A 24,683-nucleotide genomic window follows, 5' to 3' on the forward strand; every position below is an offset into this window, starting at 1 on the left:
CTGGTTTTCCCTAGGTAGATCGCCCCTTTCCCATGGCCGTTCCGACTCGAAATTCCGAACCCCGCGCTGCGTCCGGTCTGCCAGGTGGCGATGTCACGGCCTTGTTTGCCCATGTGGGCGCGGCATCCCGCTCCATGGATTACCAAGAGCTGGTGCGTGACGAGGCTGCCCAGGCTGCGGCAAGCCGCTGGCCTTTGCTGGCGGAAATCGTTGGCCAGTCCATCCGGACTCGCGCGCCTTGAGGCAGGGATTGGGCCCACAGGTGCGCGTGGTCGCGGTCATGGGCGCCACGGGCGGCGCGGGCGCCACCACGGTGGCGGCCCACTTGGCCTGCGCGCTGGCTTCGCAGAAGCGCCCGGTGCTGGCGATCGATTTATCCCCAACCAATGCCCTGCGCCTGTTCTATGGCATGGACTGGTCACAGGAACAGGGCTGGGCCCGCCAAATGCTGGCGGGTGAGGCTTGGCAGGATGCGGCCTGGCGTGACAGCAGGGGCCGCGCTTTCATGCCCTTTGGCGCGTTGCCTGACGATGCCGCGGCGGAGCGACTGGCTCAGACCTTGCGGGCTCACCCCCGCTGGCTGCGCGACCGCTTGGACGAGATCCAATTCGCCCCGGGCACCGTCGTGGTCTGTGACTGTCCCATTGCACCGGCTGCGCTGCGCGACCAAGCCCTGACAGCCGCCGACCTGGCGCTGATGGTCTGCGCTCCCGACACGCTGTCCTACGCCCAAGCCACGGGCAGGATCGAGCGCGGGTGGGCAGGAGCCAAGGGCATGTCGGACGCGCCAAGCACCGGGCCATCGTCCGAAACGGCGATCGTGCTCAACGGCCATGACCCCGCGCGCCGACTGGACCGTGACATCGCCCTCTTGTTGCGAACGGGGTACAAGTCGGTCTTCGCCCCGACCCTCGTGCACCGCGACGAATCACTGCGCGAGGCCTTGGCCTGCAAGCAGACCGTGTTCGATTTCGCTCCGACCAGCCAGGCCGCGCACGATTGCGCTGCCCTGGCGACCTGGACACTCGCCCGGCTCGGCCAGATCGAGGCCCGCGTGGCCGGTCGGCTCGCCGGCGAGGCGCGCACCCACGGGCCGGACCTGGAGCGTCCCGCGTGAGCGCGCTCCGCGCGAACGTTGAGAGTTTCTGGCGGCGTTTGTGGCGTGCCGCGGGAATCGCGCCGGACTTGCCCTGGCACGACCGCATGCTGTCGCTCGTCTTTCGCGCGCCGCCGTGGACCACTGGGTCGGGTTGGCGCGCTATGTGCGCGACGGCCTTTCCGCATGTGAACCTGCGCCAGCCGCGCTGGGGAGACCTGCTGCGCGTGCCCTTGCAATTGCTCTGGCTGGCCTTGGTGCGCGCCGTGCCGCTGGCCGAAGCACACCACCCTACGGTGCCGTGGAGGCGGGCTTGGCGCGCAGTGCCGGCATGGCTCGCGAGCACCGCGCGTGCTTGGGTGCCAAAGCGCATGCGCGCATGGGGAGAGGCCGTGCACCGTCGTGTCCGACCGCGCCCGATCGATCTGAACCGTCTGCAAACCCGGTCCGAGGCGCTGGCCCGCCACGGGCTGTGGGACCAGCCCTTGGTGCGGTACGCCGCCTATGGCATGGCCGCCTTGCTGGCTTTTCTGTGCGTGACCACCCCCTTCAACACCCTGGCGCAACTGGTGTTCATCACCTTGCTGTGGGCGATCGCCATGCTGGTGCGGCGGGTGCCGGGCTCGGTGGCGACGCTGCTGTTGATCGTGCTGTCGCTCACCGCGTCCACGCGGTACCTCTGGTGGCGCGTCACCGAGACACTGAACTGGCAGGAAAGCCTGGACCTGATCTGGGGCCTGCTGCTGCTGGCGGCGGAAATCTACACCTGGATCATCCTGCTGCTGGGCTACGCGCAGTCGGCCTGGCCTTTGAAGCGCAAGCCCGCGCCCCTCCCCGCGGACACGCGCGACTGGCCCACGGTGGATGTGTTCATCCCAACCTACAACGAGCCGTTGAACGTGGTCATGCCCACGGTTCACGCGGCTTTGGGCCTGGACTGGCCGCGCGACAAGATCAAGCTCTGGTTGCTGGACGATGGCCGACGCGAGGTCTTCCGCCAGTTCGCCGAGGAGGCGGGCATAGGCTACATCGTGCGTCCCAACAACCAGCACGCCAAGGCGGGCAACCTGAACCACGCGCTGACGCGCACCGAAGGCGAGTACGTCGCGGTTTTCGACTGCGACCACATCCCGGTGCGTTCGTTCTTGCAGACCACCATGGGCTGGTTCCTGCGTGACCCCAAGCTGGCCTTGGTGCAGACGCCGCACCACTTCTTCTCGCCCGACCCCTTCGAGCGCAACCTGGGTCTGTTCCGCACCATGCCCAACGAGGGCGAGCTGTTCTATGGCGTGATCCAGGACGGCAACGACCTGTGGAACGCAGCCTTCTTTTGCGGCTCTTGCGCGGTGCTCAAGCGCGCGCCCCTGCTGGAGGTGGGCGGCATCGCGGTCGAAACGGTGACGGAAGACGCCCACACCGCGCTCAAGCTGCAGCGCCTGGGCTACAACTCGGCCTACATCAACCTGCCGCAGGCGGCGGGGCTGGCCACCGAAAGCTTGTCGGCCCACATCGGCCAGCGCATCCGCTGGGCGCGCGGCATGGCGCAGATCTTCCGCATCGACAACCCCTTCCTGGGCAAGGGCCTGAACTGGATGCAGCGCATCTGCTACGGCAACGCGATGCTGCACTTCCTCAATGGCGGTCCGCGCCTGATCTTTTTGACCGCGCCGTTGGCGTTTCTGCTGTTTCACGCCTACGTGATCTACACCCCGGCCATCGCCGTGCTGCTCTATGTGTTGCCGCACATGGTGCACGCCAACATCACCAACTCGCGCATCCAGGGCGCGCACCGCCATTCCTTCTGGGCCGAGGTCTACGAAACGGTGCTGGCCTGGTACATCTGGCGCCCCACCCTGGCCGCGCTGATCGATCCGCGCCAGGGGCAATTCAACGTCACCGGCAAGGGCGGCCTGGTCGAGCGCAATTACTTCGACTGGCGCATCTCGCTGCCATACCTCGTCATCATCGGTCTCAATCTGCTCGGCCTGGGCTTTGGTATCTGGCGCGTGTTCTGGGGACCGGCGGACGAGATCCCGACCACGCTGCTCAATCTGTTCTGGGTGGGCTACAACGTGCTGTTGCTGGGCGCCGCCGTGTCGGTGGCGTCCGAGACCCGGCAGGTGCGTCGCACCCACCGCGTCGACATGACCTTGCCCGCCGCGCTGCGCCGGCCCGATGGCCAGCTGCTGCGCTGCGAGACCGAGGACTTTTCCGAAGGGGGCCTCTCGCTCAGGGTGCCCGCCGAGCAAGGCTTGCCGGCCAACGCGCCCGTGCAGGTGTCGCTGTGGCGTGGCGCCGAGGAATTCGTGTTCCCCGCCCAGGTGGTTGGCAGTTCGGCGACGCGCTTGCGCCTGCGTTGGGCCTTGGAGAGCGTGGAGCAGCGCATGGCGCTGGTGCAGTGCACCTTTGGGCGCGCCGACGCTTGGCTCACCTGGTCGCAAGGTCGGCGGCGCGACCGGCCCCTGGCGGGGCTGCGCCAGGTGCTGCGCACCGGCATGGACGGGTACCTCCGCATCGCTGAACATGCCTTGCCCTTCGCGGCGCCATTCACTCGGGCCGGCCGCCGCTTGGGCGAGAGGATCGCCAGCCTGTTGCCGCGCACGCCCGTCTCCGGCAGGCTCCACCCCGCGCCGCCTGCCCAGTCCCCGTATCCCACGCCCCAGGCCGGTCCCCGCCAGTCCACTGAATTCGCATGAACCGACAGCCTTTCAATTACTCGCCGACCCGGGGCCGCGCTGCCGCGCTGACCCTGATCGCCGCCCTGTCCTCGCTGATCTCGGGCCCGGCGTGGCCGAAAAAGGTCCAGCCCTCGACGTCCACCGCTTCCGCCAACACCGCCAACGCGCCTGCTGCGTCCAACCCGACCGCGTCACCGCTGCCGACGCGGGTGCGCCGCCTGAACCTGGGGCAGCTCGGCAATCAGACTGCATTCCAATTGCGCACGACCGAGGGGCGGACCGACATCAACTTCGGCTTGCGCGCCGACGAACTGGTCACCCAGGCCGTGCTGCGCCTGCGTTATGCCTATTCGCCCGCCTTGATCCCCGGACAGTCGCACATCAAGGTGCTGCTCAATGATGAGTTGATGGCCACCTTGCCCCTCACGGCGAACAACGCGGGGCAGCCCGTGACGCAAGATGTGACGATCGACCCGCGCTTCATCGTCGACTTCAATCGCCTGACGCTGCAGTTCATCGGCCACTACGCGCAGAACTGCGAACTCTCCGGGCACAGCAGTCTGTGGGCCGATGTCAGCGGCGCCAGCGAGCTGGAACTCACCGTGCGCCCGATCGAGCTGCGCAACGACCTGGCCCGCCTGCCGGAGCCCTTTTTCGACCCGCGTGACCTGGGGCGCTTGAACTTGCCCTTCGTGTTCGCCGCGCAGCCTTCGCCCGACACCCTGCGCGCCGCGGGCATCACCGCTTCCTGGTTTGGCCAGTTGGCGGCCTGGCGCGGCGCGCGTTTCACGGCCCACCTGGATGGCGTGGACGGCACCCTGCCTCCCGGGCACGCCCTGGTCTTCGCGACCAACAGCGAGCGCCCTGACTGGATGGCGCAGACGCCGCCCTTCACCGGCCCCAGCCTAAGCATGCTGAGCAACCCCGGCGACGGCGCTTCGCGCCTGCTGCTGGTCAGCGGCCGTGACGGTGCGGACTTGCGCGTCGCCGCCGACGCCTTGGTGCGCGGCGCGGTCGCGCTCTCGGGCTCGCACGTGGCGGTGCAGGCCGGCCCCGCAGCCCCGGCGCGCGCGCCCTATGACGCGCCCAGGTGGGTGCGCATGGATCGCCCCACGACCTTCGGTGAATTGGTTCAGACGCCCGAGCAGTTGCAGGCGGCCGGCCGCCAGACCGACAGCATCCGCGTGGACCTGCGCATTCCGCCCGACCTCTACGCGTGGAAGAGCCGAGGCGTTCCTGTGGATCTGAAGTTCCGCTACACGCCGCCCGTGCGCGCGGGCGAATCGCGCATGACCATGAGCCTCAACCAGTCCTTGGTGCAGGCGTTCAATCTGCGCGCGTCCGAGCCAGGCCGCGGCGAGGAGCAGTCCTGGACCTTGCCTCTGATGGACAAGGGGCTGGCCGTCGAGCGCGAGCGCGTGGTGCTGTCGCCCTTCCAGCTCGCGCCGCGCAGCCAGCTGCAGTACGCCTATTCCTTCGCCACGCACCGTGGCGCCGATTGCGAGAACCCTGCCGTGGACAACGCGCGCGGCGCGGTTGACCCCGACTCCACCATCGATTTCTCGGGCTATCCGCATTACGCCGAGCTGCCGCAGCTCAGCCATTTCGCGTCCCTGGGCTTTCCCTTCACCCGATACGCGGACCTGTCGCAGACGGCGGTGGTCTTGCCTGAGCAGCCGGGCCGTGACGAGATCGAGACCCTGCTCACGCTGCTGGGCCGCATGGGCGAATCCACGGGCTATCCGGCCACGCAAGTCGCCGTGGTGGGGCCGCGGCAAGTGGACACGGTGCGCGACCGCGACCTGCTGCTGATCGGTACCGCCCCTGGCCAAACCTTGTTGCAGACGTGGAAGGACCACCTGCCCGCCGTGGTCGACGGCACGCAGCGCGGCGTCAGTCAGCCCGCGCGTGCCAGCACGGCCTTATTCGGTGGCTTTGGCTTGCCACGCGAAGCTGCTGCCGTGACACAGGAGCGCATCGAGGCCACAGGTCCGCTGGTCGCGCTGCTGGGATTTGAATCACCCTTGGCTTCGGGCCGCAGCGTCGTGGCGGTGACGGCGGGGGAACCGCGCGATCTGCCCAAGGTGCTGGACGCCCTGGACACCCAGGCTGGGGTCATGCATGGCAGCGTGGTTTTCGTGCGCAGCCTCAAGGACCCGCTCAGCGGGCGTGACACCCTGAAGGTGGACAGCATCGCGGTGGGGCCGACCTACACCACGGGCGTGTTGCCGTTTTGGACCGTCATCGCGCATGGCTTGCGCCAACACCCCACGCTGCTGGGGCTGCTCTGGTTCGGCCTGGCCGTCTTGGGGCTGGTGCTGGTCTGGAAGTTGTGGCTGGCCGTGCGCCATCGCCGCGGGCGTGGTCGCGCATGAGCCAGCGTGGGTCGCTGGCGCTGGTCCATGCGCTGCTGTTGATATTGGCCCCACAGGGCGGTGCCGCGACCACGGTCGCCACCGGCTGCGATGTGGTGTCGTGGTCGTCGCCGTCCTCATCCCCGCAGGCCGGGCCCGCCGCGTCGGATGGGGTTCTTCCATCCGCGGCCGTCGGCACCGGCACCGGCGCCGGTGCGGTGTGGCCCGATTGGGTGAGATTCCGCGAGGGCTTCATCAGCGCCGATGGCCGTGTGATCGATGCGTCCACGCCCCTGCACCAAACCACGTCCGAGGGCCAGTCTTACGCGCTTTTTTTCGCCCTGGTGGCGAACGACCGCGCGGCCTTTGATCGCCTGCTGCGCTGGACGCAAGACAACTTGGCGGCGGGCGATCTGACCGCGCGCCTGCCTGCCTGGCAGTGGGGACGACGCCTGGACGCGACGGGGCGCGAGAGCTGGGGCGTGATCGACGCCAACGCCGCGTCGGACGCCGACCTTTGGATCGTCTACGCCCTGGGTGAAGCGGCTCGGCTATGGAACGCGCCGTCTTACGCCGCGCTGGCCCAAGCCCTGGCCGCGCGCGTGCTGCGCGAAGAAGTGGTGGACATCTCTCCGTTGGGCCCCACGCTGCTGCCAGGACCCTGGGGTTTCGCGCCCGGTTCGGGCACCGAGGCGGGCAGCTACCGTCTGAACCCGAGTTACGTCCCGCCCCAGCTGCTGCGTCGCCTCGCGGTCCTCAATCCCGACACGCTCTGGCCTCGGGTCGCGGACAGCTCCCTGGCCGTGCTGCGCGGGTCCGCCCCGCGCGGCTACGCGCCGGACTGGGTGTTGCACCGCGCGGGAGCGTTCGTTGCCGATCCGCGTACCCAGGGTGTGGGCAGCTACGACGCCATCCGCGTCTACCTGTGGGCGGGCATGTTGCACCCGTCCGACCCGGTGCGTGCCCTCTTGATCGACGCGTTCGCGCCCATGGTGCGGCAGGTGACCGACAGCGGTCATCCGCCCTTGCGGGTGGACACCGCAGCTGGGAATGCGCAAGGGGCGGGCCCCGCAGGGTTCTCGGCCGCTGTGATGCCCTTGCTGCAAGCGGCGGGACAGGCGCAAGCCGCCGAGGCCCAGCGCGAGCGTCTGTCGCGGCCGCCCGTGGGGCCGGTGTTCGCGGGCCGCGACAACTACTACGACCAGGTGCTCGCTCTGTTCGGAGTGGGCTGGCTCGAAGGCCGCTACCGTTTCGCGCCCGACGGCGCCTTGCTCCCCCGTTGGTCATGCGCCGCGCCCTGAGTTCCGCCTGCTGGCGTCATCCAGCGGTCCGCGCCCTGTTGCTGGCCCTGCTGTGCGGCCTGACAGGGCAAGCCGCACGCGCCGCGCCGGATGAAGACACCCAGGCCGCCCTGCTGGCACAGGCCAAGCTCTGGCAAGAGCGTGAGCGTGACGATCGAGCACGCGAGGTGCTGGCCAAGCTGCTGCGCGTGTTTCCCGACGATCCGGATGGCATCGCCCAGCTCGCCTACATCCAACGGCGAGCGGGCCAGCCGGACGCGGCGCGACGAGGTTTGGAGCGCTTGCGTGCCTTGAGTCCCGAGCATCCCGACATCGCGCGGCTCGACACCTTGTTTCGCCTGGACGGGGTGGACCAGCCCAGGCTGGCTCGGGCGCGTGCCCTGGCACGCGAAGGGCAGCCTGCACAGGCCCTGGTGGTGTTGCGCGAGCTCTACCCCGTGGGGCCGCCCACGGGGGATCTGGCGCTGGAATACTGGCGGATCGTGGCCGACACCGAGTCCGGCTGGGAACCCGCGCTGGCGGGTCTGACCCGCTTGACCGCGCAGTTTCCCGACACCCCGCGTTACCGTCTGGCCTGGGCCGAGCATGTCACCACGCGCCGTCCCGACGATGCCGCCGCGTTGCAGGCCCTGCGGGAGTTGACGCTCTACCCCCCGTTGGAGCGGCCCGCACGCGCAGCCTGGCGGCGCGCCATGCTGCGACTTCCACCCACGCCAGCGAATGTGGGGCTGGTGCAAGCCTACTTGGCGCAGGAGCAGGGGGAAGACAGCGCGGTCCAGGAACACGTGGACAGCTTGCGCGCCGCCGTCGAGCGTGAACGCATCTTGATGGCGGACCCGGCCTACCGCGCGGGCCGCCGGGGGCTGGCCCTGGTGGAGCGTGATGACCCAGTCCAGCGCGACGTCGCCGCGGCTTTGCTGCTGCGTTCCCTGGCCGCCCGGCCCAACGACGCCGAGGTGCTGGGCGGGTTGGGGGTACTCCGCATGCGCCAAGGGCGTCATGCCGAGGCGCAAGCGCAATTCCGCCGGGCCCGTGAACGCGACCCCGCCAACGGGCGCTGGAGCGAGTTGCTCGCCGTCTCTCGGTATTGGGGCGCGATGCGTGATGCGGCGGAGGCCGTCGACGCGCGTGACGACGCACGGGCCGAGGCCCGCCTCAACGAAGCCCTCGCCGTCAACGCGGCGGAGCCTGCGGCCTGGGTGTTGCTGGGCCGCTTGCGCGCGGCCCAAGGCCGCGATGGGGACGCCGAGCGACACTGGAAGCAGGCGCTGGTGTTGACGCCCGACCACGTTGGCGCGACCGAGGCACTGGTCACGCTCTACTTGCGCCAGGGCCGCGAGCGTGACGCGCGGGTGCTGCTGAGTCGCATGGACCGTCCACCGAGTGATCTGCTGGCCGCCGTCGCAGCCGCCCGCGCCAGCCTCTATCAAGAGCAGGCCGCCAGCGCGCAGGCCCAGGGCCGCGAGGACGAGGCCATCCGGCTGCTGGAACGCGCGGCGCGCGAGGACGCCGACGATCCCTGGCTGCGACTGCGGCTGGCGCGCTTGTATGCCGCCCGGGGTGCTCCGCAAAAGGGCGAGGATTTGTTCAAGGCCTTGCTGTCGCGCCGCGCACCGCCCGCTCGCACCCTCGGCGAGGCCGAGCGCGCCGGTGTCTTGCATGCTTACGCGCTCTACCAGTCCAGCCTGGAGCAAGACGCCGCGGCCCTGGCCACGCTGGAGGGCATCGCTGCGGCCCGTCGCGATGCCAGCATCCTGGAATTGCAGCGGCGCCTCCAGGTGCGCCGCATTGCGCGCGAGGCGCCGTTGAACCCCGAGCGCGCCGAGGCCGACTACCGTGCGTTGTTGCGCGACAACCCGGATCGGGCCGACGCCGCGCTGGGCTTGATGGAGTTGCTGGTGGCTACCGGGCGCCCTGCGCAGGCCAGTGCGCTGATCGATCGCCAAATCGACCGGATCCAGCAGGCCACGCCCGACCAAGCGGCCGACCTCATCGCCGTCCTGCTGTCCATGGGCGATCGGGAACGCGCGTGGCGCGTCATCCAGGCGCGCCCGGCCGAGCCTCCGCATGCCCGCACCCTGGCGTACGCGGCGCGACTGGCGCGCGAAGAGGGACGCGTTGCCGTGGCCATCGACTACCAGCGGCGCGCACTCGCTGCCGACCCAGCGCCCAGCGCCGCAGACGAGCGCGCCCTGAACGCGCTGCTGGACCGTGACACGACCTGGCTGTCCGCGGGGATCGATCATCGAGCGAGCCCGGGCACGTCGGGGGTGTCCCGCTACGAGGCCACCGAGTTGCCTTTGGAGTGGCTGTGGCCGCAACGGGACGAGGGGCGTTGGGCCGTGCGCGCCGATATGGTGCGGCTGGACGCAGGCGTCTTCGATTGGTCGCGCGCCAGCGCCTACGAGCGGCGATTGCTGGGCAGTTCGGCCCTGTGCACCTCGCAGGCCGATTGCGATCAAGCCTCTGAGCAACAAGCCGAAGGCCTGGCCCTGAACGTGGCCCTGGAGCGCGGTGACACCCGTTATGACCTGGGCACCACGCCGATCGGCTTTCCGGTTCAGAGTTGGGTGGGAGGCCTGCTGCACCGGGGTGATTGGGGCCCGTTCGGATATTCCGTGGACCTCTCGCGTCGCCCCGTCACCGGCAGCGTTTTGTCCTACGCGGGCGCGCGTGACCCGAGGACCGGCCGCACCTGGGGCGGCGTGCAGGCCACGGGCGTGCGTCTGGGGCTGAGCCTGGACGACGGGGGGCGTTACGGCGCCTGGTCCTCCCTGGGGGTGCATCGGCTCAGCGGCCGCAACGTGCTGGACAACGACCGCGTGCAGCTGATGGCAGGCGCTCAAATGCGCGTGATCAACGAGGAAGACCGCGTGCTGCAAATCGGGCTCACGGGCATGGTCTGGCACTTCTCCGAGAACAGCGGCGAGTACACCTATGGCCATGGCGGTTACTACAGCCCGCAGCGTTACCGTTCCCTGGCCCTGCCCCTGAGCTATGGCGAGCGTTCTGAGCGGTGGTCCTGGGTGGCTCGTGCGTCGGTGTCTGCCTCTTGGTCGATGACGGAGCGTGCTCCTTACTTCCCGACCGATGCGAGCCTGCAAGATGCGGCTGTCGCTGCGGGCATCAACGCTGATTACGACGGTGGCCCGAGCCGTGGCACGGGACGTTCCCTGGCCTGGTCGTCCGAATACCAGTTGAGTGGGCACACCTTTCTGGGAGGCTTGCTCGAGCTGGAACGTTCACCGGACTACGAGGCCAACCGCTTCCTGGTCTACCTGCGCCACGCCTATGATCGTCCCGCAGCACGGACCGTGTTTTTTCCGCCCCGGCCTTTCGGACCGACCTCGCAGGAATAAGTCGGGAGCGGCAAAGGGGGCCCGGGCGGTCCACCCACGATTGACGAGGACAATTTTTGAGGCAAAATAGAACGACCGTTCGTTTTATTTCGCCCCATGTCCCAGCTCGCTGTTTCAAGCCGCAAACCCGCTCGCCGCAGCGCCGCTGCCAAGAATGCAGCGCCCAGCCGCGTCTTGCACAAGGGGCAGCAAACCCGTCTGGTGATTCTGGATGCCGCCTTGGCCCTGGCGGCCGAGGCCGGGCTGGAAGGTTTGTCCATCGGCGCCTTGGCCGAATCCACCGGCATGAGCAAATCTGGCGTGTTCGCGCATTTCGGTTCGCGCGAGGAGTTGCAGATTTCCGTCATTCATGAATACTTCCAACGCTTCGAGCAGGAGGTGTTCTATCCGGCGATCAAGGAGCCGCGGGGTTTGCCGCGCTTGCGTGCGCTGTTCGAGAACTGGATGAAACGGGTGACGGAGGAAATCCAGTCCGGCTGCATCTTCATCAGTGGCGCGATCGACTTTGACGACCGCCCTGGCCCCGTGCGAGATGCATTGGCCACGTCGGTGCGGGTCTGGTTGGCGGCGGTGGAGCGCGCCGCGACCCTCGCCAAGCAAGAAGGGCAACTGGTCGCCGACGCGGACGTGCGACAGATTTGCTTCGAGATTCACGGTTTGATTTTGTCCGTGCACTACGAGGCGCGTTTTCTTCAGACCCCGGGTTCCATCGAGCGCGCGCAAAGGGCGTTCGAGCAGATCCTGGCGCGATATTCGTCCGGCGGTCCTTGAGCCTGCCGCATATCGCGAGATACAGCGGTGCTTCCATCAGGCTTACACATACCGGTTCTTTAATCCAACCTTCGAACACACAAGGAGTACACCATGCCCAGCTACAACCCACCCCTGCGCGACATGCAGTTCGTGATGCACGAGGTGCTGAACGTGAGCGATGCGCTCAAGCAGATCCCGCGTCACGCCGACACGGACGCCGACACCATCAACGCTGTGTTGGAAGAAGGGGGCAAGTTCGCCGCTGAGGTGCTGTTCCCGCTCAACATCAGCGGCGACCAGGAAGGTTGCACCCTGAACCCGCAGACGCGTGAGGTGACGACGCCCAAGGGCTTCAAGGAAGCCTATGCGCAGTACATCGAGGGCGGCTGGGCCGCGCTGTCCTGCGACCCGGAGTTCGGCGGTCAGGGCCTGCCTTTCGTGCTGAACCAGTGCTTCTATGAAATGCTGAATTCGGCCAACCAGGCCTGGACCATGTACCCCGGCCTGTCGCACGGCGCCTACGAGTGCCTGCAGGCCCATGGCACCGACGAGCAGAAGAAGCAGCTGCTGCCCAAGCTGGTCAGCGGCGAATGGCTGGGCACCATGTGCCTGACCGAACCGCATTGCGGCACCGACCTCGGCCTGCTGCGCACCAAGGCCGAACCGCAGGCCGACGGAACCTACAAGATCAACGGCACCAAGATCTTCATCAGCTCGGGCGACAACGACTTCACCGACAACATCATTCACCTGGTGCTGGCCCGTTTGCCCGATGCGCCCAAGGGCAGCAAGGGGATCAGCCTGTTCGCGGTGAGCAAGTACAAGCTCAAGGCCGACGGTTCCCTGGGCGAGCACAACGGCATCTACTGCGGCGGTCTGGAGCACAAGATGGGCATCCACGGCAACGCCACCTGCCAGATGATCCTGGACAACGCGATGGGTACCCTGGTCGGTCAGCCGCACAAGGGCCTGCAGGCCATGTTCGTGATGATGAACGCCGCCCGCCTGGGCGTGGGCAACCAATCCCTGGGTCTGACCGAGGTCGCTTATCAAAACGCCTTGGCCTACGCCAAGGACCGCCTGCAGATGCGCAGCTTGTCCGGCACCAAGGCCAAGGACAAGGAAGCCGATCCCATCATCGTGCACCCGGACGTGCGCAAGATGCTGCTGACCGCCAAGGCCTACGCCGAAGGCGGCCGCGCCTTGGCCTGCTACTGCGCCTTGCTGCTGGATCAGCACCTCTACCACCCTGACGAGAAGGTGCGTCAGGACAGCGATGAACTGCTGGCCCTGCTCACCCCCATCATCAAGGCGTTCCTCACGGACAACGGCTTCCAGGCCACCGTGATGTGCCAGCAGGTCTTCGGCGGCCATGGCTACATCAAGGAATGGGGCATGGAGCAATTCGTGCGCGACGCCCGCATCAACATGATCTACGAAGGCACGAACACCGTGCAGTCGCTGGACTTGCTGGGCCGCAAGGTCCTGGGCAACAACGGCGCGACACTCAAGAAGTTCGGCAAGATCGTCGGCGCGCTGATCGAGGAAGAGGGCGTCAACGAAAAGATGAGCGAGTTCATCAGCCCCCTGGCCGTGCTGGCCGAGCAGATGACCAAGTTCACCATGGAAATCGGCTTCAAGGGCATGCAGAACCCGGACGAGGTGGGCGCCGCTGCCGTGGACTACCTGCGCGTGGCAGGTCACCTGGTGTTCGGCTACTTCTTTGCCCGCATGGCCTCCGTCGCGCTCAAGAAGATCGCCGCCGGTGACACCGACCCCTTCTACCAGGCCAAGCTGCAGACTGCGCGCTTCTACTTCGCCAAGCTCTTCCCCGAGACGGCGACGCTGATGCGCACGGCCCGCGCGGGCTCCAAGTCCCTGATGGACACCCATCTGGCCCTGGCCTGATCACGACGCCCAAGAAGAAGGAGACCGAGATGCGCAGCTATTGCAAGCTTTTGCTGACTCTGAGCCTGGGGCTGGCCGCCGTGGCGGCCTCGGCCCAGAACACCCCCGTGGGCAAGTGGCACACCATCGATGACGAGACGGGCGAGGTCAAGAGCCTGATCGCCATCACCGAGACCGGTGGCGTGCTTGCGGGCCGCATCGAGCAAGTGCTGCGCAAGGGTGCGGACCCGAAAGCGACTTGCGTGAAATGCGAGGACGACCGCAAGGGCCAGCCCATGGTGGGCCTGGAGATCATCCGCGGCGCCAAGCAGGCCAAGGGCGAGACCGTCTGGGAAGGCGGCGAGATTCTCGACCCGGAAAAAGGCAAGACTTACAAGCTCAAGCTGACGCCCATCGAGGGCGGGGCCAAGCTGCAGGTGCGTGGCTACCTCGGTCCCTTCTACCGAACCCAGGTCTGGGACCGGGTTCAGTAAACCAACACAACAAGGAACATCACCATGTCCCGATTTCAAGTCCGCAAGGTCGCCGTGCTCGGCGCGGGCGTGATGGGCGCGCAGATCGCGGCCCATCTGGTCAACGTCAAGGTGCCGGTCGTGCTGTTCGACCTTCCCGCCAAGGAAGGCCCCAAGAACGGCATCGTCCAGAAGGCCGTCGACAACCTCAAAAAACTCAAACCCTCGCCCCTGGGCGTGGCCGACGACGCGGCGCTGATCCAGGCCGCCAACTACGAAGAGAACCTGGGCCTGCTGGGTGAATGCGACCTCGTCATCGAGGCCATCGCCGAGCGCATGGACTGGAAGCTCGATCTCTACAAGAAGATCGCACCGCACGTGGCCAAGCACGCCATCGTCGCGTCCAACACCTCGGGCCTGTCGATCACCAAGCTGTCCGAGGCGCTGCCGGCCGAGATCAAGCCGCGCTTCTGTGGCATCCACTTCTTCAACCCGCCGCGCTACATGTACCTGGTGGAACTGATCGCGACGCCGACAACGCAGCCGGCCATCCTCGACCAGCTCGAAACCTTCGTCACCAGCAGCCTGGGCAAAGGCGTGGTGCGCGCCAAGGACACGCCCAACTTCATCGCCAACCGCGTGGGCATCGCCGGCATGCTGGCGACGATGAAGGAGGTCGAGAACTACGGCCTGAGCTACGACGTGGTGGACGACCTCACGGGCAAGAAGCTGGGCCGCGCCTCCAGCGGCACCTTCCGAACCGCCGACGTGGTGGGCCTGGACACCATGGCCCACGTGATCAAGACGCTGCAGGACAACCTGGACGAGAAGAGCGACTCCTTCTACGGCAGCTTTGGCACGCCCGCCGTGCTCAAGACCCTGATCGAGATGGGCAACCTGGGCCAGAAGAGCAAGGCCGGCTTCTACAAGAAGGTGGGGCGCGACATCCTGCGCTTCGACCTCGAAGGCAAGGACTACGTGCCGGGCGGCGAAAAGGCCGACGCGGTCTACGAGCGCATGCTCAAGAAGCCCGCAGGCGAGCGCCTCAAGCTGCTGCGCAATGCCGAAGGCAAGCAGGGCCAATTCCTCTGGGCCATCCTGCGCAACAGCTTCCACTACGCGGCCGTGCACCTGGCCACCATCGCCGAGACCGCTGCCGATGTGGACCTGGCCATGCGCTGGGGCTTCGGCATGAAACAAGGTCCCTTCGAGCTGTGGCAGGAGGCCGGTTGGCTGGAAGTGGCGAAGATGGTGCAGGCCGACATCGACGCGGGCAAGGCCCTGAGCAAAGAGCCACTGCCCAAGTGGGTGTTCAGCGATGCCGTGGTCAAAGCCGGCGGTGTGCACACGCCGCAAGGCTCCTACAACCCCACGACCGGCAAGTTCCAGCCCCGTCGACAGTTGCCCGTCTACCAACTGCAGTATTTCCGTGAAAGCCTGCTGGGCGACGGCTCGCCGAAGTACAAGAGCGCGGGCATCACCCTGCACGAGGACGAGGCCATTCGCCTCTGGACACTGGACGGCAACCGTGCCAGCGTGACCGGCAGCGTGTTGATCGCCAGCATCAAGAGCAAGATGCACGCGATCGGCCCGGGCGTGGTCGAAGGCCTGGTGCGCGCGGTGGAGATCGCCGAGCAGGACTATCAAGGCCTGGTGATCTGGTCCGGTGATGAGCCCTTCAGCGTGGGCGCTGACCTGCAGGCCACGCTGCCCGCCTTCATGGTGGCTGGCGTGGGCGCGATCGAAGGCGCCGAGCACGAAATGCAGCAGATGATGCTGCGCCTGCGCTACGCCAGCGTGCCGGTGGTTTCGGCCATTCGCGGCATGGCCTTGGGCGGTGGTTGCGAGCTGGCGGTCTATTCGCAGCGTCGTGTGGCGGCCATGGAAAGCTATATCGGTCTGGTGGAAGTCGGCGTGGGCCTTGTCCCTGGTGCCGGCGGCCTGACCTACATCGCGCGCCGCGCGGCCGAGAACGCGGCCTTCTCCACCAACAAGGAACTGCTGCCTTTCCTGACCGATGGCTTCACCGCCGCCGCCATGGCCAAGGTGGGCACCAGCGCGCTGGAATCGCGCAAGCTGGGCTACCTGCTGGACAGCGACGTGATCGTCCCGAACAAGGACGAGCTGCTTTACGTCGCGCTCAACGAAGCCAAGGCCATGTACCAGGGCGGCTGGCGCGCGCCGCTCAAGCGCCTGTTCCCGGTGGCGGGCCGCAGCGGCATCGCGACCATCAAGGGCCAGCTCGTGAACATGCGCGACGGCGGTTTCATCAGCCAGCACGATTTCCACATCGCCAGCCTGATCGCCGAAGTGGTGTGCGGCGGCGACGTGGACGCGAACACCCTGGTCAGCGAGGAGTACCTGATGGCGCTGGAGCGCAAGGCCTTCTGTTCGCTGATCGTGCACCCCAAGACGCAAGAGCGCATTTTGGGCATGCTGAACACCGGCAAGCCCGTTCGTAATTGATGAAGCTACTGCGCGTCCCTCATGCCGCGTTGGGCGGTGCTCGGAATCCTCACGTACGGGAAGTACGTTCCGGTTCCTGTGCTCCGTCCGCCTTGCCTGAGGGTCGCTCGCCACGCTTCCTCAATCACGAACAAAACCCTTTTAACGTGATGAAGAAAGACGCATCATGAAACAAGTGCAAGACGCTTACATCGTTGCCGCCACGCGCACGCCTATTGGCCGTTCGCACCGCGGTTTCTTCCGCAACATGCGGCCCGATGACCTGCTGGCGACCACGCTCAAGGCTGCGCTGGCCCAGGTTCCGAACCTGGACCCCAAGACCATCGAAGACGTGGTGGCGGGCTGCGCCATTCCCGAAGGGGCCCAGGGCTTGAACGTGGCGCGCATCGCCGCGGTCATGGCCGGCCTGCCCGTGGGCGTGGGCGGCATCACGGTCAACCGTTTCTGCGCCTCGGGCCTGTCGGCCGTGCAGATGGCGGCCGACCGCATCCGCGTTGGCGAAGCCGAGGTGATGATCGCCGCCGGCGTGGAGAGCATGAGCATGGTGCCCATGGGTGGCAACGTGCCGTCCTTCTCGCCCAACTTCTTCGGCAACACCGACAACGTGGACGACTACGGCATCGCCTACGGCATGGGCCTGACGGCGGAGAAAGTGGCCACGCAGTGGAAGGTCAGCCGCGACGACCAGGATGAATTCGCTTACAAGTCCCACATGAAGGCCGTCGCCGCGATGAAGGCGGGCGACTTCGCCAACGAAATCACGCCCATCGAAGTGGCCGACCGCTCGGTCGACCTGGCATCCGCCGAAGTCTCCATCAAGAAGCGCAGCGTGAACCTGGACGAAGGCGCGCGCCCCGACACCACCGTCGAGGCCTTGGCCAAGCTCAAGCCCGTGTTCGCCGCGCGCGGCTCGGTGACGGCGGGCAACAGCTCGCAGACCAGCGACGGCGCGGGCGCGCTGATCCTGGCCAGCGAGTCCGCTGTCAAGCGCTTCAATTTGCAACCGCTCGCGCGTTTCGTGAGTTTCGCCTCCAAGGGGGTGCCCTCGCACATCATGGGCATCGGCCCGATCGAGGCCATTCCCGCCGCGCTGCGCTACGCCGGGCTCAAGCACGAGGACATGGACTGGATCGAGCTGAACGAGGCCTTCGCCGCTCAGTCGCTGGCCGTGATCCGCACCTTGGGTCTGAATCCCGCCAAGGTCAACCCCATGGGCGGCGCGATCGCGCTGGGCCACCCGCTGGGCGCGACCGGTGCGATCCGCTCGGCCACCGTGGTGCATGCCTTGCGTCGCAAGAACCTGAAGTACGGCATGGTCACGATGTGCGTGGGCATGGGCCAGGGCGCTGCGGGCATTTTCGAGCGCGTTTGACAGGCGGCGGGCCGGGCCATCCGGCCCCAGGCCCAACGCAGGAGCTTCGCCATGCAAAACCGAACCCTGACCGTCGACGGCGTGACCCTGGCCGCGCGGGTTTTCGAGCCCGCGGGCGAGCCCCGGGCCACCGTGGTGGTCGGTGGCGCCATGGGTGTGCCGCAAAGCTATTACGCCGCCTATGCGACGTGGCTGGCTCAGGAGGGCTACCGGGTCTGGACTTTCGATTACCGTGGGCATGGCGATTCCCTGGCCTTCGTGCCAGGGGGAAAGCTGCGAGGCTTCAAGGCCGACCTCTTGGACTGGGCCCGCGACTACGAATCCATCGTGAAGCACGCTCGGCAAGAACGGCCACAGCTTGCACTCTACTTGCTGGGCCACAGCCTGGGCGCGCAGTTGCCGGGCTTGTTCGAGCGCCCCGAACGTGTCGATGGCTTGTTCACTCTGGCGGCGGGCAGCGGCTACTGGCGTGAGAACGCCCCGCAACTGCGTCGACGTGTCTTGTTCTTCTGGTATGTCGCGGTGCCCTTGGCGACGCTGCTGTGCGGGTACTTCCCTGGACGGCGACTTGGCATGGTGGGGGACCTGCCGGCGGGGGTGATCCGTCAGTGGCGGCGCTGGTGTCTGCACCCGCGCTACATGGTGGCCGAGGGGCACGAGGTCGAGCAGCTTTATGCCAGCGCGCCTTTTGCCATCCGTGCCTGGTCCTTCAGCGACGACGAGATGATGACCCTGGAGGGCACGCGCAGCCTCTTGGCTCTCTACGCCTCGGCGCCCCAGGCGCTGGAAGTCATCCGACCCGAGGAAGTCGAACTGCCACGTATTGGTCATTTCGGTTTCTTCCGCGACAGCATGCGCAAGGCGCTCTGGCCGCGCAGCGCGCGGGTGCTGCAATCCTTCGCGGATGAGCATTACGCCCGCGATTCCCGTTTTTGATGGGTGACCACCATGCATGCTTTCGACGCCGCGCTGCGGTTGGAACAGATCGGAACGGATCGTCTGCCCGCGCGCTTCGCCGGGCACACCAGCGCCGACTACTGGAACATGGTCGGGCCTTTTGGTGGCAACACGGCGGCCGTGGTGCTCGCCGCCATCCTGCGCCATCCCGATCTGTTGGGCGCGCCCCTGTCCATCACGGTCAACTACGCCGCCGCGCTGACCCAAGGGCCTTTCGAAGTGCAGGTGTTGCCCGCGCGCACCAACCGTTCGACCCAGCACTGGACGGCGGCCATTGTGCAGAACGATGAAGAGGGCCAAGCCCAGGTGGTCACCACCGCCACGGCCGTGACGGCGGTGCGACGCGAGACCTGGAGCTTGAGCGATCGGCCCATGCCTCTGGTGCCCGCGCCCGCCGAACTGCCAGTGCGTGGCGTCGAGCGCGCCATGGCCTGGCTGGGACAGTACGAGATGCGTCCGGTCAGCGGCTCCATCCCCGAGGCCTGGGACGATCGTCTGGGCGCCGACAGCACCACGCGGCTCTGGATTCGCGATCAGCCGCCGCGTCCTTTGGACTTCTGCTCGCTGCTGGCTTGTTCGGACGTTTTCTTTCCGCGCGTCTGGCTGCGGCGCGCCACCTACACGCCCGCTGGCACGGTGTCGATCACGACCTATTTCCATGCCAGCGCGCAGGAGCTGCAGGCCACGGGCCAGGGCTGGCTGCTGGGCCAGGCCAGCGCGCAGGAATTCCGCAACGGCTTCTTCGATCAGTCCGCGCAACTTTGGAATGAGGCGGGCGTGTTGCTCGCCACCAGCCATCAGATCGTCTACTACAAAGCGTAGTCCACAACACGGCATCACCCAGGAGACCCCCATGAGCGACGTCCTCGTCCACACCGAAGCTGGCATCACGACCTTGAGCTTCAACCGCCCTGAGCGCAAGAACTCCATCACCGCCGCCATGTACGCGCAGCTCGCCGACGCGGTGGAAGCCGCCGCAGCCGATTCCAGCGTACGCGTGCTGGTGTTCCAGGGCAGTGAAACGGTGTTCTCCGCCGGCAACGACATCGGCGATTTTTTGAATGCGCCCCCGGCCGATCAGAACGCCCCGGTGTGGCGTTTCATGCGCGCCTTGGCCGGCTTCCCCAAGCCTGCCATCGCCGCCGTCAACGGTCCGGCCGTGGGCATCGGCACCACCTTGCTGTTCCATTGCGACCTCGTGTTCGCGGGTGACAACGCGGCCTTCTCCATGCCCTTCGTGAACCTCGGCTTGTGCCCTGAATTTGCGTCCAGCTTGTTGGTGCCGCGCATGTTCGGATACCACCGCGCGGCCGAGGCCTTGCTGCTGGGCGAGCCCTTCATGGCCGAGGCCGCCTTGGAAGTCGGCCTCGTCAACCGCGTGCTCGCGCCCGCCGAGACCCACGCTTACGCCCAGGCCCAGGCCCGCAAGCTCGCGGCCAAGCCCCTGAGCGCCCTGGTCGAGACCAAACGCCTGATGAAGCGTGGCCTGGACGCGGAAGTCAACGCGCGCATGGGCGAGGAGGGCGCCAGTTTCGGCCGCATGCTGCGCGAACCCGCCGCCCGCGAAGCCTTCGGCGCCTTCATGGAGAAACGGAAACCCGACTTCAGCAAAGTCTGAAGTAGGCTGCCCTCTGGGGCAGGCCCGCGAGGGCGTTGACGTTTTCGCCGCAGGCAAAAGCGCAAACCGGATTTCAGCAAGGTCTGAAATTCGCTGCCTGCGGGGGCTTCACAATGTCTCCATGTTCGTCATTTCCAAGCTCCTGAACGTGCTCACCCAGCCTCTGGCCTGGGTCGCGGTCTTGCTCGTCCTCGGGCTCCTGTTGCAGCGGCGTTGGCGTCGCGCGGGCCTGGGCGTGGTCTGGGCCGCGTTGTTCGTGCTGCTCCTGCAGGGCTGGGAGCCATTGCCCGATGCCTTGTTGCGCAAGCTTGAAGCGCAACATCCCGCGCCCGTGCACCTCGATCTGTCGCGGTACGCGGGGATCATCGTGCTGGGCGGCAGCACGGAATCCAGCTACGTTTGGGAAGGCCACGACCAGCCTGCGCTCAACGGTGCCGCCGAGCGCTTGACCGCAGCCTTGCCGCTTCTGCTGCGCGACCCAAGGCTGGTGCTGCTCTACACGGGCGGCGAGGGCGAGTTGTTGGCCTCGGGCCCCAGCGAGGCGGAGCGTGCGCGCCGCTTCTACGCTGAGCAGGGGGTACCACCAGCGCGGCTGTTGTTGGAGTCCGCCTCGCGCAACACGCACGACAACGCGGTGTTCAGCGCCGCCTTGCCCGGCGTGGACCGAACGCGCCCTTGGTTGTTGATCACCTCGGCTTGGCACATGCCGCGTTCCCTGCTGACCTTTCGCAAGGCCGGCTGGAATGTGACGCCTTGGCCGACCGATTACCGTGCTGGGGACGCCACGCCCTGGCACCAGTACTCACTGTCACAGGGGGCTGCCAAATGGCAAACGGCCCTGCACGAGTTGGTGGGACTGATGGTCTATCGACTGAGGGGCTGGCTCTGAGTCAGCCGGGTTTTCAGGCGCTCGTCGCAGGCCGATGCGGCACTTCGCGCGGCTTGCCCTGCTCGTCGATGCAGACGTAAGTCAATGTGGCTTCGGTGACCTTCACGAACTGGCCTTGGGCGGGGATCCGCTCGGCAAACACTTCCACCTTGACGGTCAGTGATGTCCGACCAATGCGGACGAGCTTGGAATAGAAGCTCAGCAGATCGCCCACGCGCACGGGCTGCTTGAACAGGAATTCATTGACGGCCACGGTGGCCATGCGTCCGCCAGCGTAACGGGCCGGGATGACGGAACCGGCCAGGTCCACCTGGGCCATGACCCAGCCGCCGAAAATGTCGCCATTGGCGTTGCAATCCGCAGGCATGGGAATGACCTTCAGCACCAGTTCCTCGTCGGAGGGCGGAGTGGCAGGGCCGAGATTGGCGGGGCGGGCGGCGGGGGCAAGCGACATGGGAGACAATTCCTGAAAACCAATCCGCACATGGCGGACCCCGAATTGTCTCATTCCCTCCCTGATTTTTCCCATGCGCGCTCACGCTGACCAACCCGCGCGCCGTGCGGGCGCACTCATGAATGCCTCCGCCACATCACCTGCCTCGCCTGAAGGTGGGCGGCGCTCAGACTGGTCCACCCTGGCCAAGTTGTTTCCCTACCTCTGGCACTACAAATGGCGCGTGCTGGCGGCCCTGGGGTTCATGGTCTGCGCCAAGCTCGCCAACGTGGGCGTGCCGGTGCTGCTCAAAGAGTTGGTGGACCGCATGGGCGGCGCCACGGGCATGAGCACCACGGTGGCCGTGGCCGTGATCGTGCCAGCGGCGCTGCTGCTGGCTTATGGCGCGCTGCGCTTCATGACCTCGCTGTTCACCGAGCTGCGTGAACTCATTTTCGCCAAGGCGACCGAGGGCGCCGCGCGCAAGCTGTCCTTGCAGGTCTTCGGGCACCTGCATGCACTGTCTTTGCGCTTCCATCTGGAGAGGCAGACGGGGGGCATGACACGCGACATCGAGCGCGGCACGCGCGCCGTGCACACGCTCATTTCGTACTCGCTCTACAGCATCTTGCCGACGCTGATCGAGTTCGCGCTGGTGCTGGGCTTGCTCGCGCTCAAGTTCGATCCGATGTTCGTCTGGATCACCTTGGCGGCGCTGGTCGCGTACATCGTGTTCACGGTCTCGGTGACCGAATGGCGCACGCAGTACCGCCGCCGCATGAACGAGATGGACAGCAACGCGCATGGTCGTGCCATCGATTCCCTGCTCAATTACGAAACGGTCAAGTACTTCAACAACGAGGCCTTCGAGGCGCGCCGTTACGACGAGCACCTGGAGCAGTACCGGCGCGCCGCCGTCAAGAGCCAGATGACTCTGAGCCTGCTCAACACCGGGCAGCAGCTCATCATCGCCACGGGATTGGTCGCCATGCTCTGGCGTGCCGCGTCGGGCGTGGCCGATGGGCGCATGACGCTGGGCGACCTGGTGATGGTCAACGCGCTGATGATCCAGCTCTACATCCCGCTGAACTTCCTGGGGGTGCTGTACCGCGAAATCAAGCAGAGCCTGGCGGACATCGACAAGATGTTCACCTTGTTGGAGCGTGAACGCGAAGTGGCCGATGCACCGGATGCCGCTGAATTGGTCTTGCCACAGGAGGGACCGCCCGCCATCCGGTTCGACGACGTCAGCTTTGCCTACGATCCGTCCCGCCCGATTCTGCACGGGCTGAGTTTCGAGATCCCCGCTGGCAAGACCGTGGCCGTGGTCGGGCCGTCGGGCGCGGGCAAGTCGACGCTCGCGCGCTTGCTCTACCGCTTTTATGACATCACGGGCGGCAGCATCCGCATCGCGGGCCAGGACATCCGACAGGTGACCCAGGGCAGCTTGCGCCGGGCCATTGGCATCGTGCCGCAGGACACAGTGCTCTTCAACGACACCATTGCCTACAACATCGGCTACGGCCGCACGACCGATCCGGCCCGCCCCGGCGAAGCCGGCGCCAGCCGCGAGGAGATCGAGGCCGCCGCCCGGGCCGCCCACATCCATGACTTCGTCAGCGCTCAACCCTTGGGGTACGACACCATGGTGGGCGAGCGAGGCCTCAAGCTGTCAGGGGGCGAGAAGCAACGCGTGGCGATCGCACGCACCTTGCTCAAGAACCCGCCCATCCTGATCTTTGATGAAGCCACGTCGGCCCTGGACAGCGCGAACGAGCGCGCCATTCAGGCCGAACTTCAGAGCGTGGCGCGGGGCAAGACCACCTTGGTCATCGCGCACCGGCTCTCGACCGTGGTGGATGCGCACGAAATCCTCGTGCTCGAACAAGGGCGCATCGTGGAGCGTGGACCGCATGCGGTCTTGCTCGAGAAAAACGGTGCTTATGCGCGCATGTGGGCCCTGCAACAAAGCGTTTCGGACGCCGCGTGAGTGCGCGCTGCCGCTGGGGCCATAATCCGCTCCCGGTTTTCCCGTAAAGGAGACCCGGGTACGGTTTTTGCTCGCCTTTTTGCTAGATACTTCGCCGTCCGAATTTTCCCATCCCGGATTCACCCGAACTCACTCAAGGAGCTCTACACATGAAGAAGCATTTGCTGGTTTCCGCCTTTGCCGTGGCGCTGGCGACCCTGGCGGCAGGCGTGCAAGCCCAGGCCAATGACACCCTGGCCAAGATCAAGTCCTCCGGCAAGGTCGTGATGGGTGTGCGCGAATCGTCCGCCCCCCTGTCCTACACCCTGGGTGATGGCAAGTACACCGGCTACCACGTCGAGCTGTGCCAGAACATCCTCAAGTCCATCGCTCCCGGCGCGACCGTCGAGTACACGCCCGTGACCTCCGCCAACCGCATCCCGCTCGTGCAAAACGGCACCGTGGACATCGAATGCGGTTCCACCACCAACAACGCTACCCGCCAGAAGGACGTGAGCTTCGCGCTGACGACCTATGTGACGGAAGTGCGCACCGCCGTCAAATCCACCTCCAAGATCAAGTCCATCGCTGACCTGGAAGGCAAGACCGTCGCCACCACCACCGGCACCACGTCCGTGGCCCTGCTGCGCAAGCACAAGCGCGGCGCCGACATCAAGTTCACCGAGGTCTACGGCAAGGACCACGCGGACAGCTTCCTGCTGCTCGAGTCGGGCCGCGCCGACGCTTTCGTGATGGATGACAACATCCTGGCGGGCCTGATCGCCGGTTCCAAGAACCCGAAGGACTTCGTCATCGTTGGCGAAACGCTCAACATCGAGCCCATCGCCATCATGGTGCGCAAGGACGATCCGGCTTTCAAGAAGGCCGTGGACGACTACATCCGCGCCGCCATCAAGTCGGGTGAGTTGAATAAGCTCTACACCAAGTGGTTCCTGAGCCCGATCCCCCCGAAGAACACCAGCGTGAACCTGGCCATGGGCTCCGTGCTCGCTGGTCTGCTGAAGAACCCGTCCGACGCTCCGGCCGAGGAATTCAACAAGTAATCAGCACCTCTTAA

Annotated in this window: 18 protein-coding genes and 1 other RNA gene; 18 read left to right on the top strand and 1 reads right to left on the bottom strand. The window is 66.5% G+C overall.

Annotation, left to right across the window (positions count from 1 at the left end; genetic code table 11):
- Positions 1-32 precede the first annotated feature (32 nt).
- The 16 genes from bcsR to ACLBKS_RS01250 all read left to right on the top strand — a co-directional run bounded on the left by bcsR (position 33) and on the right by ACLBKS_RS01250 (position 21,203).
- Positions 33-242 (top strand): BcsR/BcsP family cellulose biosynthesis protein, encoded by a 210-nt coding sequence (gene bcsR / locus ACLBKS_RS01175; protein ID WP_410190969.1) that lies wholly within the window; start codon positions 33-35, stop codon positions 240-242.
- Positions 239-1,117: a cellulose biosynthesis protein BcsQ gene (gene bcsQ / locus ACLBKS_RS01180; RefSeq protein ID WP_410190970.1), complete on the top strand. Its 879-nt coding sequence runs from the start codon at positions 239-241 to the stop codon at positions 1,115-1,117. The genes bcsR and bcsQ overlap by 4 nt, the downstream gene beginning before the upstream one ends.
- Complete coding sequence (gene bcsA, locus ACLBKS_RS01185; RefSeq protein WP_410190971.1) at positions 1,114-3,792, top strand: UDP-forming cellulose synthase catalytic subunit; 2,679 nt, start codon at positions 1,114-1,116, stop codon at positions 3,790-3,792. The genes bcsQ and bcsA overlap by 4 nt, the downstream gene beginning before the upstream one ends.
- On the top strand, positions 3,789-6,149 hold the full coding sequence (bcsB, locus tag ACLBKS_RS01190; RefSeq protein WP_410190972.1) for a cellulose biosynthesis cyclic di-GMP-binding regulatory protein BcsB: 2,361 nt from the start codon (positions 3,789-3,791) through the stop codon (positions 6,147-6,149). The genes bcsA and bcsB overlap by 4 nt, the downstream gene beginning before the upstream one ends.
- Positions 6,146-7,429 (top strand): cellulose synthase complex periplasmic endoglucanase BcsZ, encoded by a 1,284-nt coding sequence (bcsZ, locus tag ACLBKS_RS01195; RefSeq protein WP_410190973.1) that lies wholly within the window; start codon positions 6,146-6,148, stop codon positions 7,427-7,429. The genes bcsB and bcsZ overlap by 4 nt, the downstream gene beginning before the upstream one ends.
- The gene (locus ACLBKS_RS01200; protein ID WP_410190974.1) at positions 7,414-10,788 is read left to right on the top strand and encodes a cellulose synthase subunit BcsC-related outer membrane protein; all 3,375 of its coding nucleotides are present in this window, start codon (positions 7,414-7,416) and stop codon (positions 10,786-10,788) included. The genes bcsZ and ACLBKS_RS01200 overlap by 16 nt, the downstream gene beginning before the upstream one ends.
- 96 nt (positions 10,789-10,884) lie before the next feature.
- Entirely contained in the window at positions 10,885-11,559 is a 675-nt protein-coding gene (locus ACLBKS_RS01205) for a TetR/AcrR family transcriptional regulator (RefSeq protein WP_410190975.1), read from the top strand.
- 93 nt (positions 11,560-11,652) lie between these two features.
- Positions 11,653-13,449 carry an acyl-CoA dehydrogenase C-terminal domain-containing protein gene (locus tag ACLBKS_RS01210; RefSeq protein WP_410190976.1) on the top strand — a complete coding sequence of 599 codons (1,797 nt, stop codon included), beginning with the start codon at positions 11,653-11,655 and terminating at the stop codon, positions 13,447-13,449.
- Positions 13,450-13,478: 29 nt separating this feature from the next.
- Complete coding sequence (locus ACLBKS_RS01215; RefSeq protein WP_410190977.1) at positions 13,479-13,922, top strand: DUF2147 domain-containing protein; 444 nt, start codon at positions 13,479-13,481, stop codon at positions 13,920-13,922.
- Positions 13,923-13,946: 24 nt separating this feature from the next.
- Positions 13,947-16,367: a 3-hydroxyacyl-CoA dehydrogenase/enoyl-CoA hydratase family protein gene (locus ACLBKS_RS01220; RefSeq protein ID WP_410190978.1), complete on the top strand. Its 2,421-nt coding sequence runs from the start codon at positions 13,947-13,949 to the stop codon at positions 16,365-16,367.
- Between the two features lie 51 nt (positions 16,368-16,418).
- A non-coding RNA gene (locus tag ACLBKS_RS01225) (sX9 sRNA) lies at positions 16,419-16,493 on the top strand.
- Positions 16,494-16,533: 40 nt separating this feature from the next.
- Positions 16,534-17,739 carry an acetyl-CoA C-acyltransferase gene (locus ACLBKS_RS01230; protein ID WP_410190979.1) on the top strand — a complete coding sequence of 402 codons (1,206 nt, stop codon included), beginning with the start codon at positions 16,534-16,536 and terminating at the stop codon, positions 17,737-17,739.
- A 51-nt stretch (positions 17,740-17,790) separates the two neighbouring features.
- Positions 17,791-18,675, top strand: coding sequence for an alpha/beta fold hydrolase (locus tag ACLBKS_RS01235; RefSeq protein ID WP_410190980.1), 885 nt, complete (start codon positions 17,791-17,793; stop codon positions 18,673-18,675).
- A 12-nt stretch (positions 18,676-18,687) separates the two neighbouring features.
- Positions 18,688-19,518, top strand: coding sequence for an acyl-CoA thioesterase (locus ACLBKS_RS01240; protein WP_410190981.1), 831 nt, complete (start codon positions 18,688-18,690; stop codon positions 19,516-19,518).
- 31 nt (positions 19,519-19,549) lie between these two features.
- A complete protein-coding gene (locus ACLBKS_RS01245) occupies positions 19,550-20,314 on the top strand; it encodes an enoyl-CoA hydratase (protein WP_410190982.1) in 765 nt (254 codons plus the stop codon).
- Positions 20,315-20,435: 121 nt separating this feature from the next.
- On the top strand, positions 20,436-21,203 hold the full coding sequence (locus ACLBKS_RS01250; protein ID WP_410190983.1) for a YdcF family protein: 768 nt from the start codon (positions 20,436-20,438) through the stop codon (positions 21,201-21,203).
- Positions 21,204-21,216: 13 nt separating this feature from the next.
- Here ACLBKS_RS01250 and ACLBKS_RS01255 read toward each other — a convergent pair whose 3' ends face one another.
- Entirely contained in the window at positions 21,217-21,657 is a 441-nt protein-coding gene (locus ACLBKS_RS01255; RefSeq protein ID WP_410190984.1) for an acyl-CoA thioesterase, read from the bottom strand.
- Positions 21,658-21,775: 118 nt separating this feature from the next.
- Between ACLBKS_RS01255 and ACLBKS_RS01260 the strand changes: the two genes are divergently transcribed.
- Together ACLBKS_RS01260 and ACLBKS_RS01265 are read left to right on the top strand one after the other, a co-directional pair.
- Entirely contained in the window at positions 21,776-23,626 is a 1,851-nt protein-coding gene (locus ACLBKS_RS01260) for an ABCB family ABC transporter ATP-binding protein/permease (protein WP_410191429.1), read from the top strand.
- Positions 23,627-23,775: 149 nt separating this feature from the next.
- Entirely contained in the window at positions 23,776-24,669 is an 894-nt protein-coding gene (locus tag ACLBKS_RS01265; protein ID WP_410190985.1) for an amino acid ABC transporter substrate-binding protein, read from the top strand.
- The last annotated feature ends 14 nt before the right edge of the window (positions 24,670-24,683 follow it).

This window comes from Hylemonella sp. W303a (assembly GCF_046452315.1).
Taxonomy (GTDB): Bacteria; Pseudomonadota; Gammaproteobacteria; order Burkholderiales; family Burkholderiaceae_C; genus Hylemonella.

Bases quoted from the DNA above. Each gene is read 5' to 3' on its own strand.
- ACLBKS_RS01230 (WP_410190979.1), top strand. From the start codon at position 16,534: ATGAAACAAGTGCAAGACGCTTACATCGTTGCCGCCACGCGCACGCCT.
- ACLBKS_RS01200 (WP_410190974.1), top strand. From the start codon at position 7,414: ATGCGCCGCGCCCTGAGTTCCGCCTGCTGGCGTCATCCAGCGGTCCGC.
- ACLBKS_RS01205 (WP_410190975.1), top strand. From the start codon at position 10,885: ATGTCCCAGCTCGCTGTTTCAAGCCGCAAACCCGCTCGCCGCAGCGCC.
- ACLBKS_RS01235 (WP_410190980.1), top strand. From the start codon at position 17,791: ATGCAAAACCGAACCCTGACCGTCGACGGCGTGACCCTGGCCGCGCGG.
- bcsZ (WP_410190973.1), top strand. From the start codon at position 6,146: ATGAGCCAGCGTGGGTCGCTGGCGCTGGTCCATGCGCTGCTGTTGATA.
- ACLBKS_RS01255 (WP_410190984.1), bottom strand. From the start codon at position 21,657: ATGTCGCTTGCCCCCGCCGCCCGCCCCGCCAATCTCGGCCCTGCCACT.
- ACLBKS_RS01265 (WP_410190985.1), top strand. From the start codon at position 23,776: ATGAAGAAGCATTTGCTGGTTTCCGCCTTTGCCGTGGCGCTGGCGACC.
- bcsR (WP_410190969.1), top strand. From the start codon at position 33: ATGGCCGTTCCGACTCGAAATTCCGAACCCCGCGCTGCGTCCGGTCTG.
- ACLBKS_RS01215 (WP_410190977.1), top strand. From the start codon at position 13,479: ATGCGCAGCTATTGCAAGCTTTTGCTGACTCTGAGCCTGGGGCTGGCC.
- ACLBKS_RS01220 (WP_410190978.1), top strand. From the start codon at position 13,947: ATGTCCCGATTTCAAGTCCGCAAGGTCGCCGTGCTCGGCGCGGGCGTG.
- ACLBKS_RS01210 (WP_410190976.1), top strand. From the start codon at position 11,653: ATGCCCAGCTACAACCCACCCCTGCGCGACATGCAGTTCGTGATGCAC.
- ACLBKS_RS01240 (WP_410190981.1), top strand. From the start codon at position 18,688: ATGCATGCTTTCGACGCCGCGCTGCGGTTGGAACAGATCGGAACGGAT.
- ACLBKS_RS01245 (WP_410190982.1), top strand. From the start codon at position 19,550: ATGAGCGACGTCCTCGTCCACACCGAAGCTGGCATCACGACCTTGAGC.
- bcsB (WP_410190972.1), top strand. From the start codon at position 3,789: ATGAACCGACAGCCTTTCAATTACTCGCCGACCCGGGGCCGCGCTGCC.
- ACLBKS_RS01260 (WP_410191429.1), top strand. From the start codon at position 21,776: ATGAATGCCTCCGCCACATCACCTGCCTCGCCTGAAGGTGGGCGGCGC.
- ACLBKS_RS01250 (WP_410190983.1), top strand. From the start codon at position 20,436: ATGTTCGTCATTTCCAAGCTCCTGAACGTGCTCACCCAGCCTCTGGCC.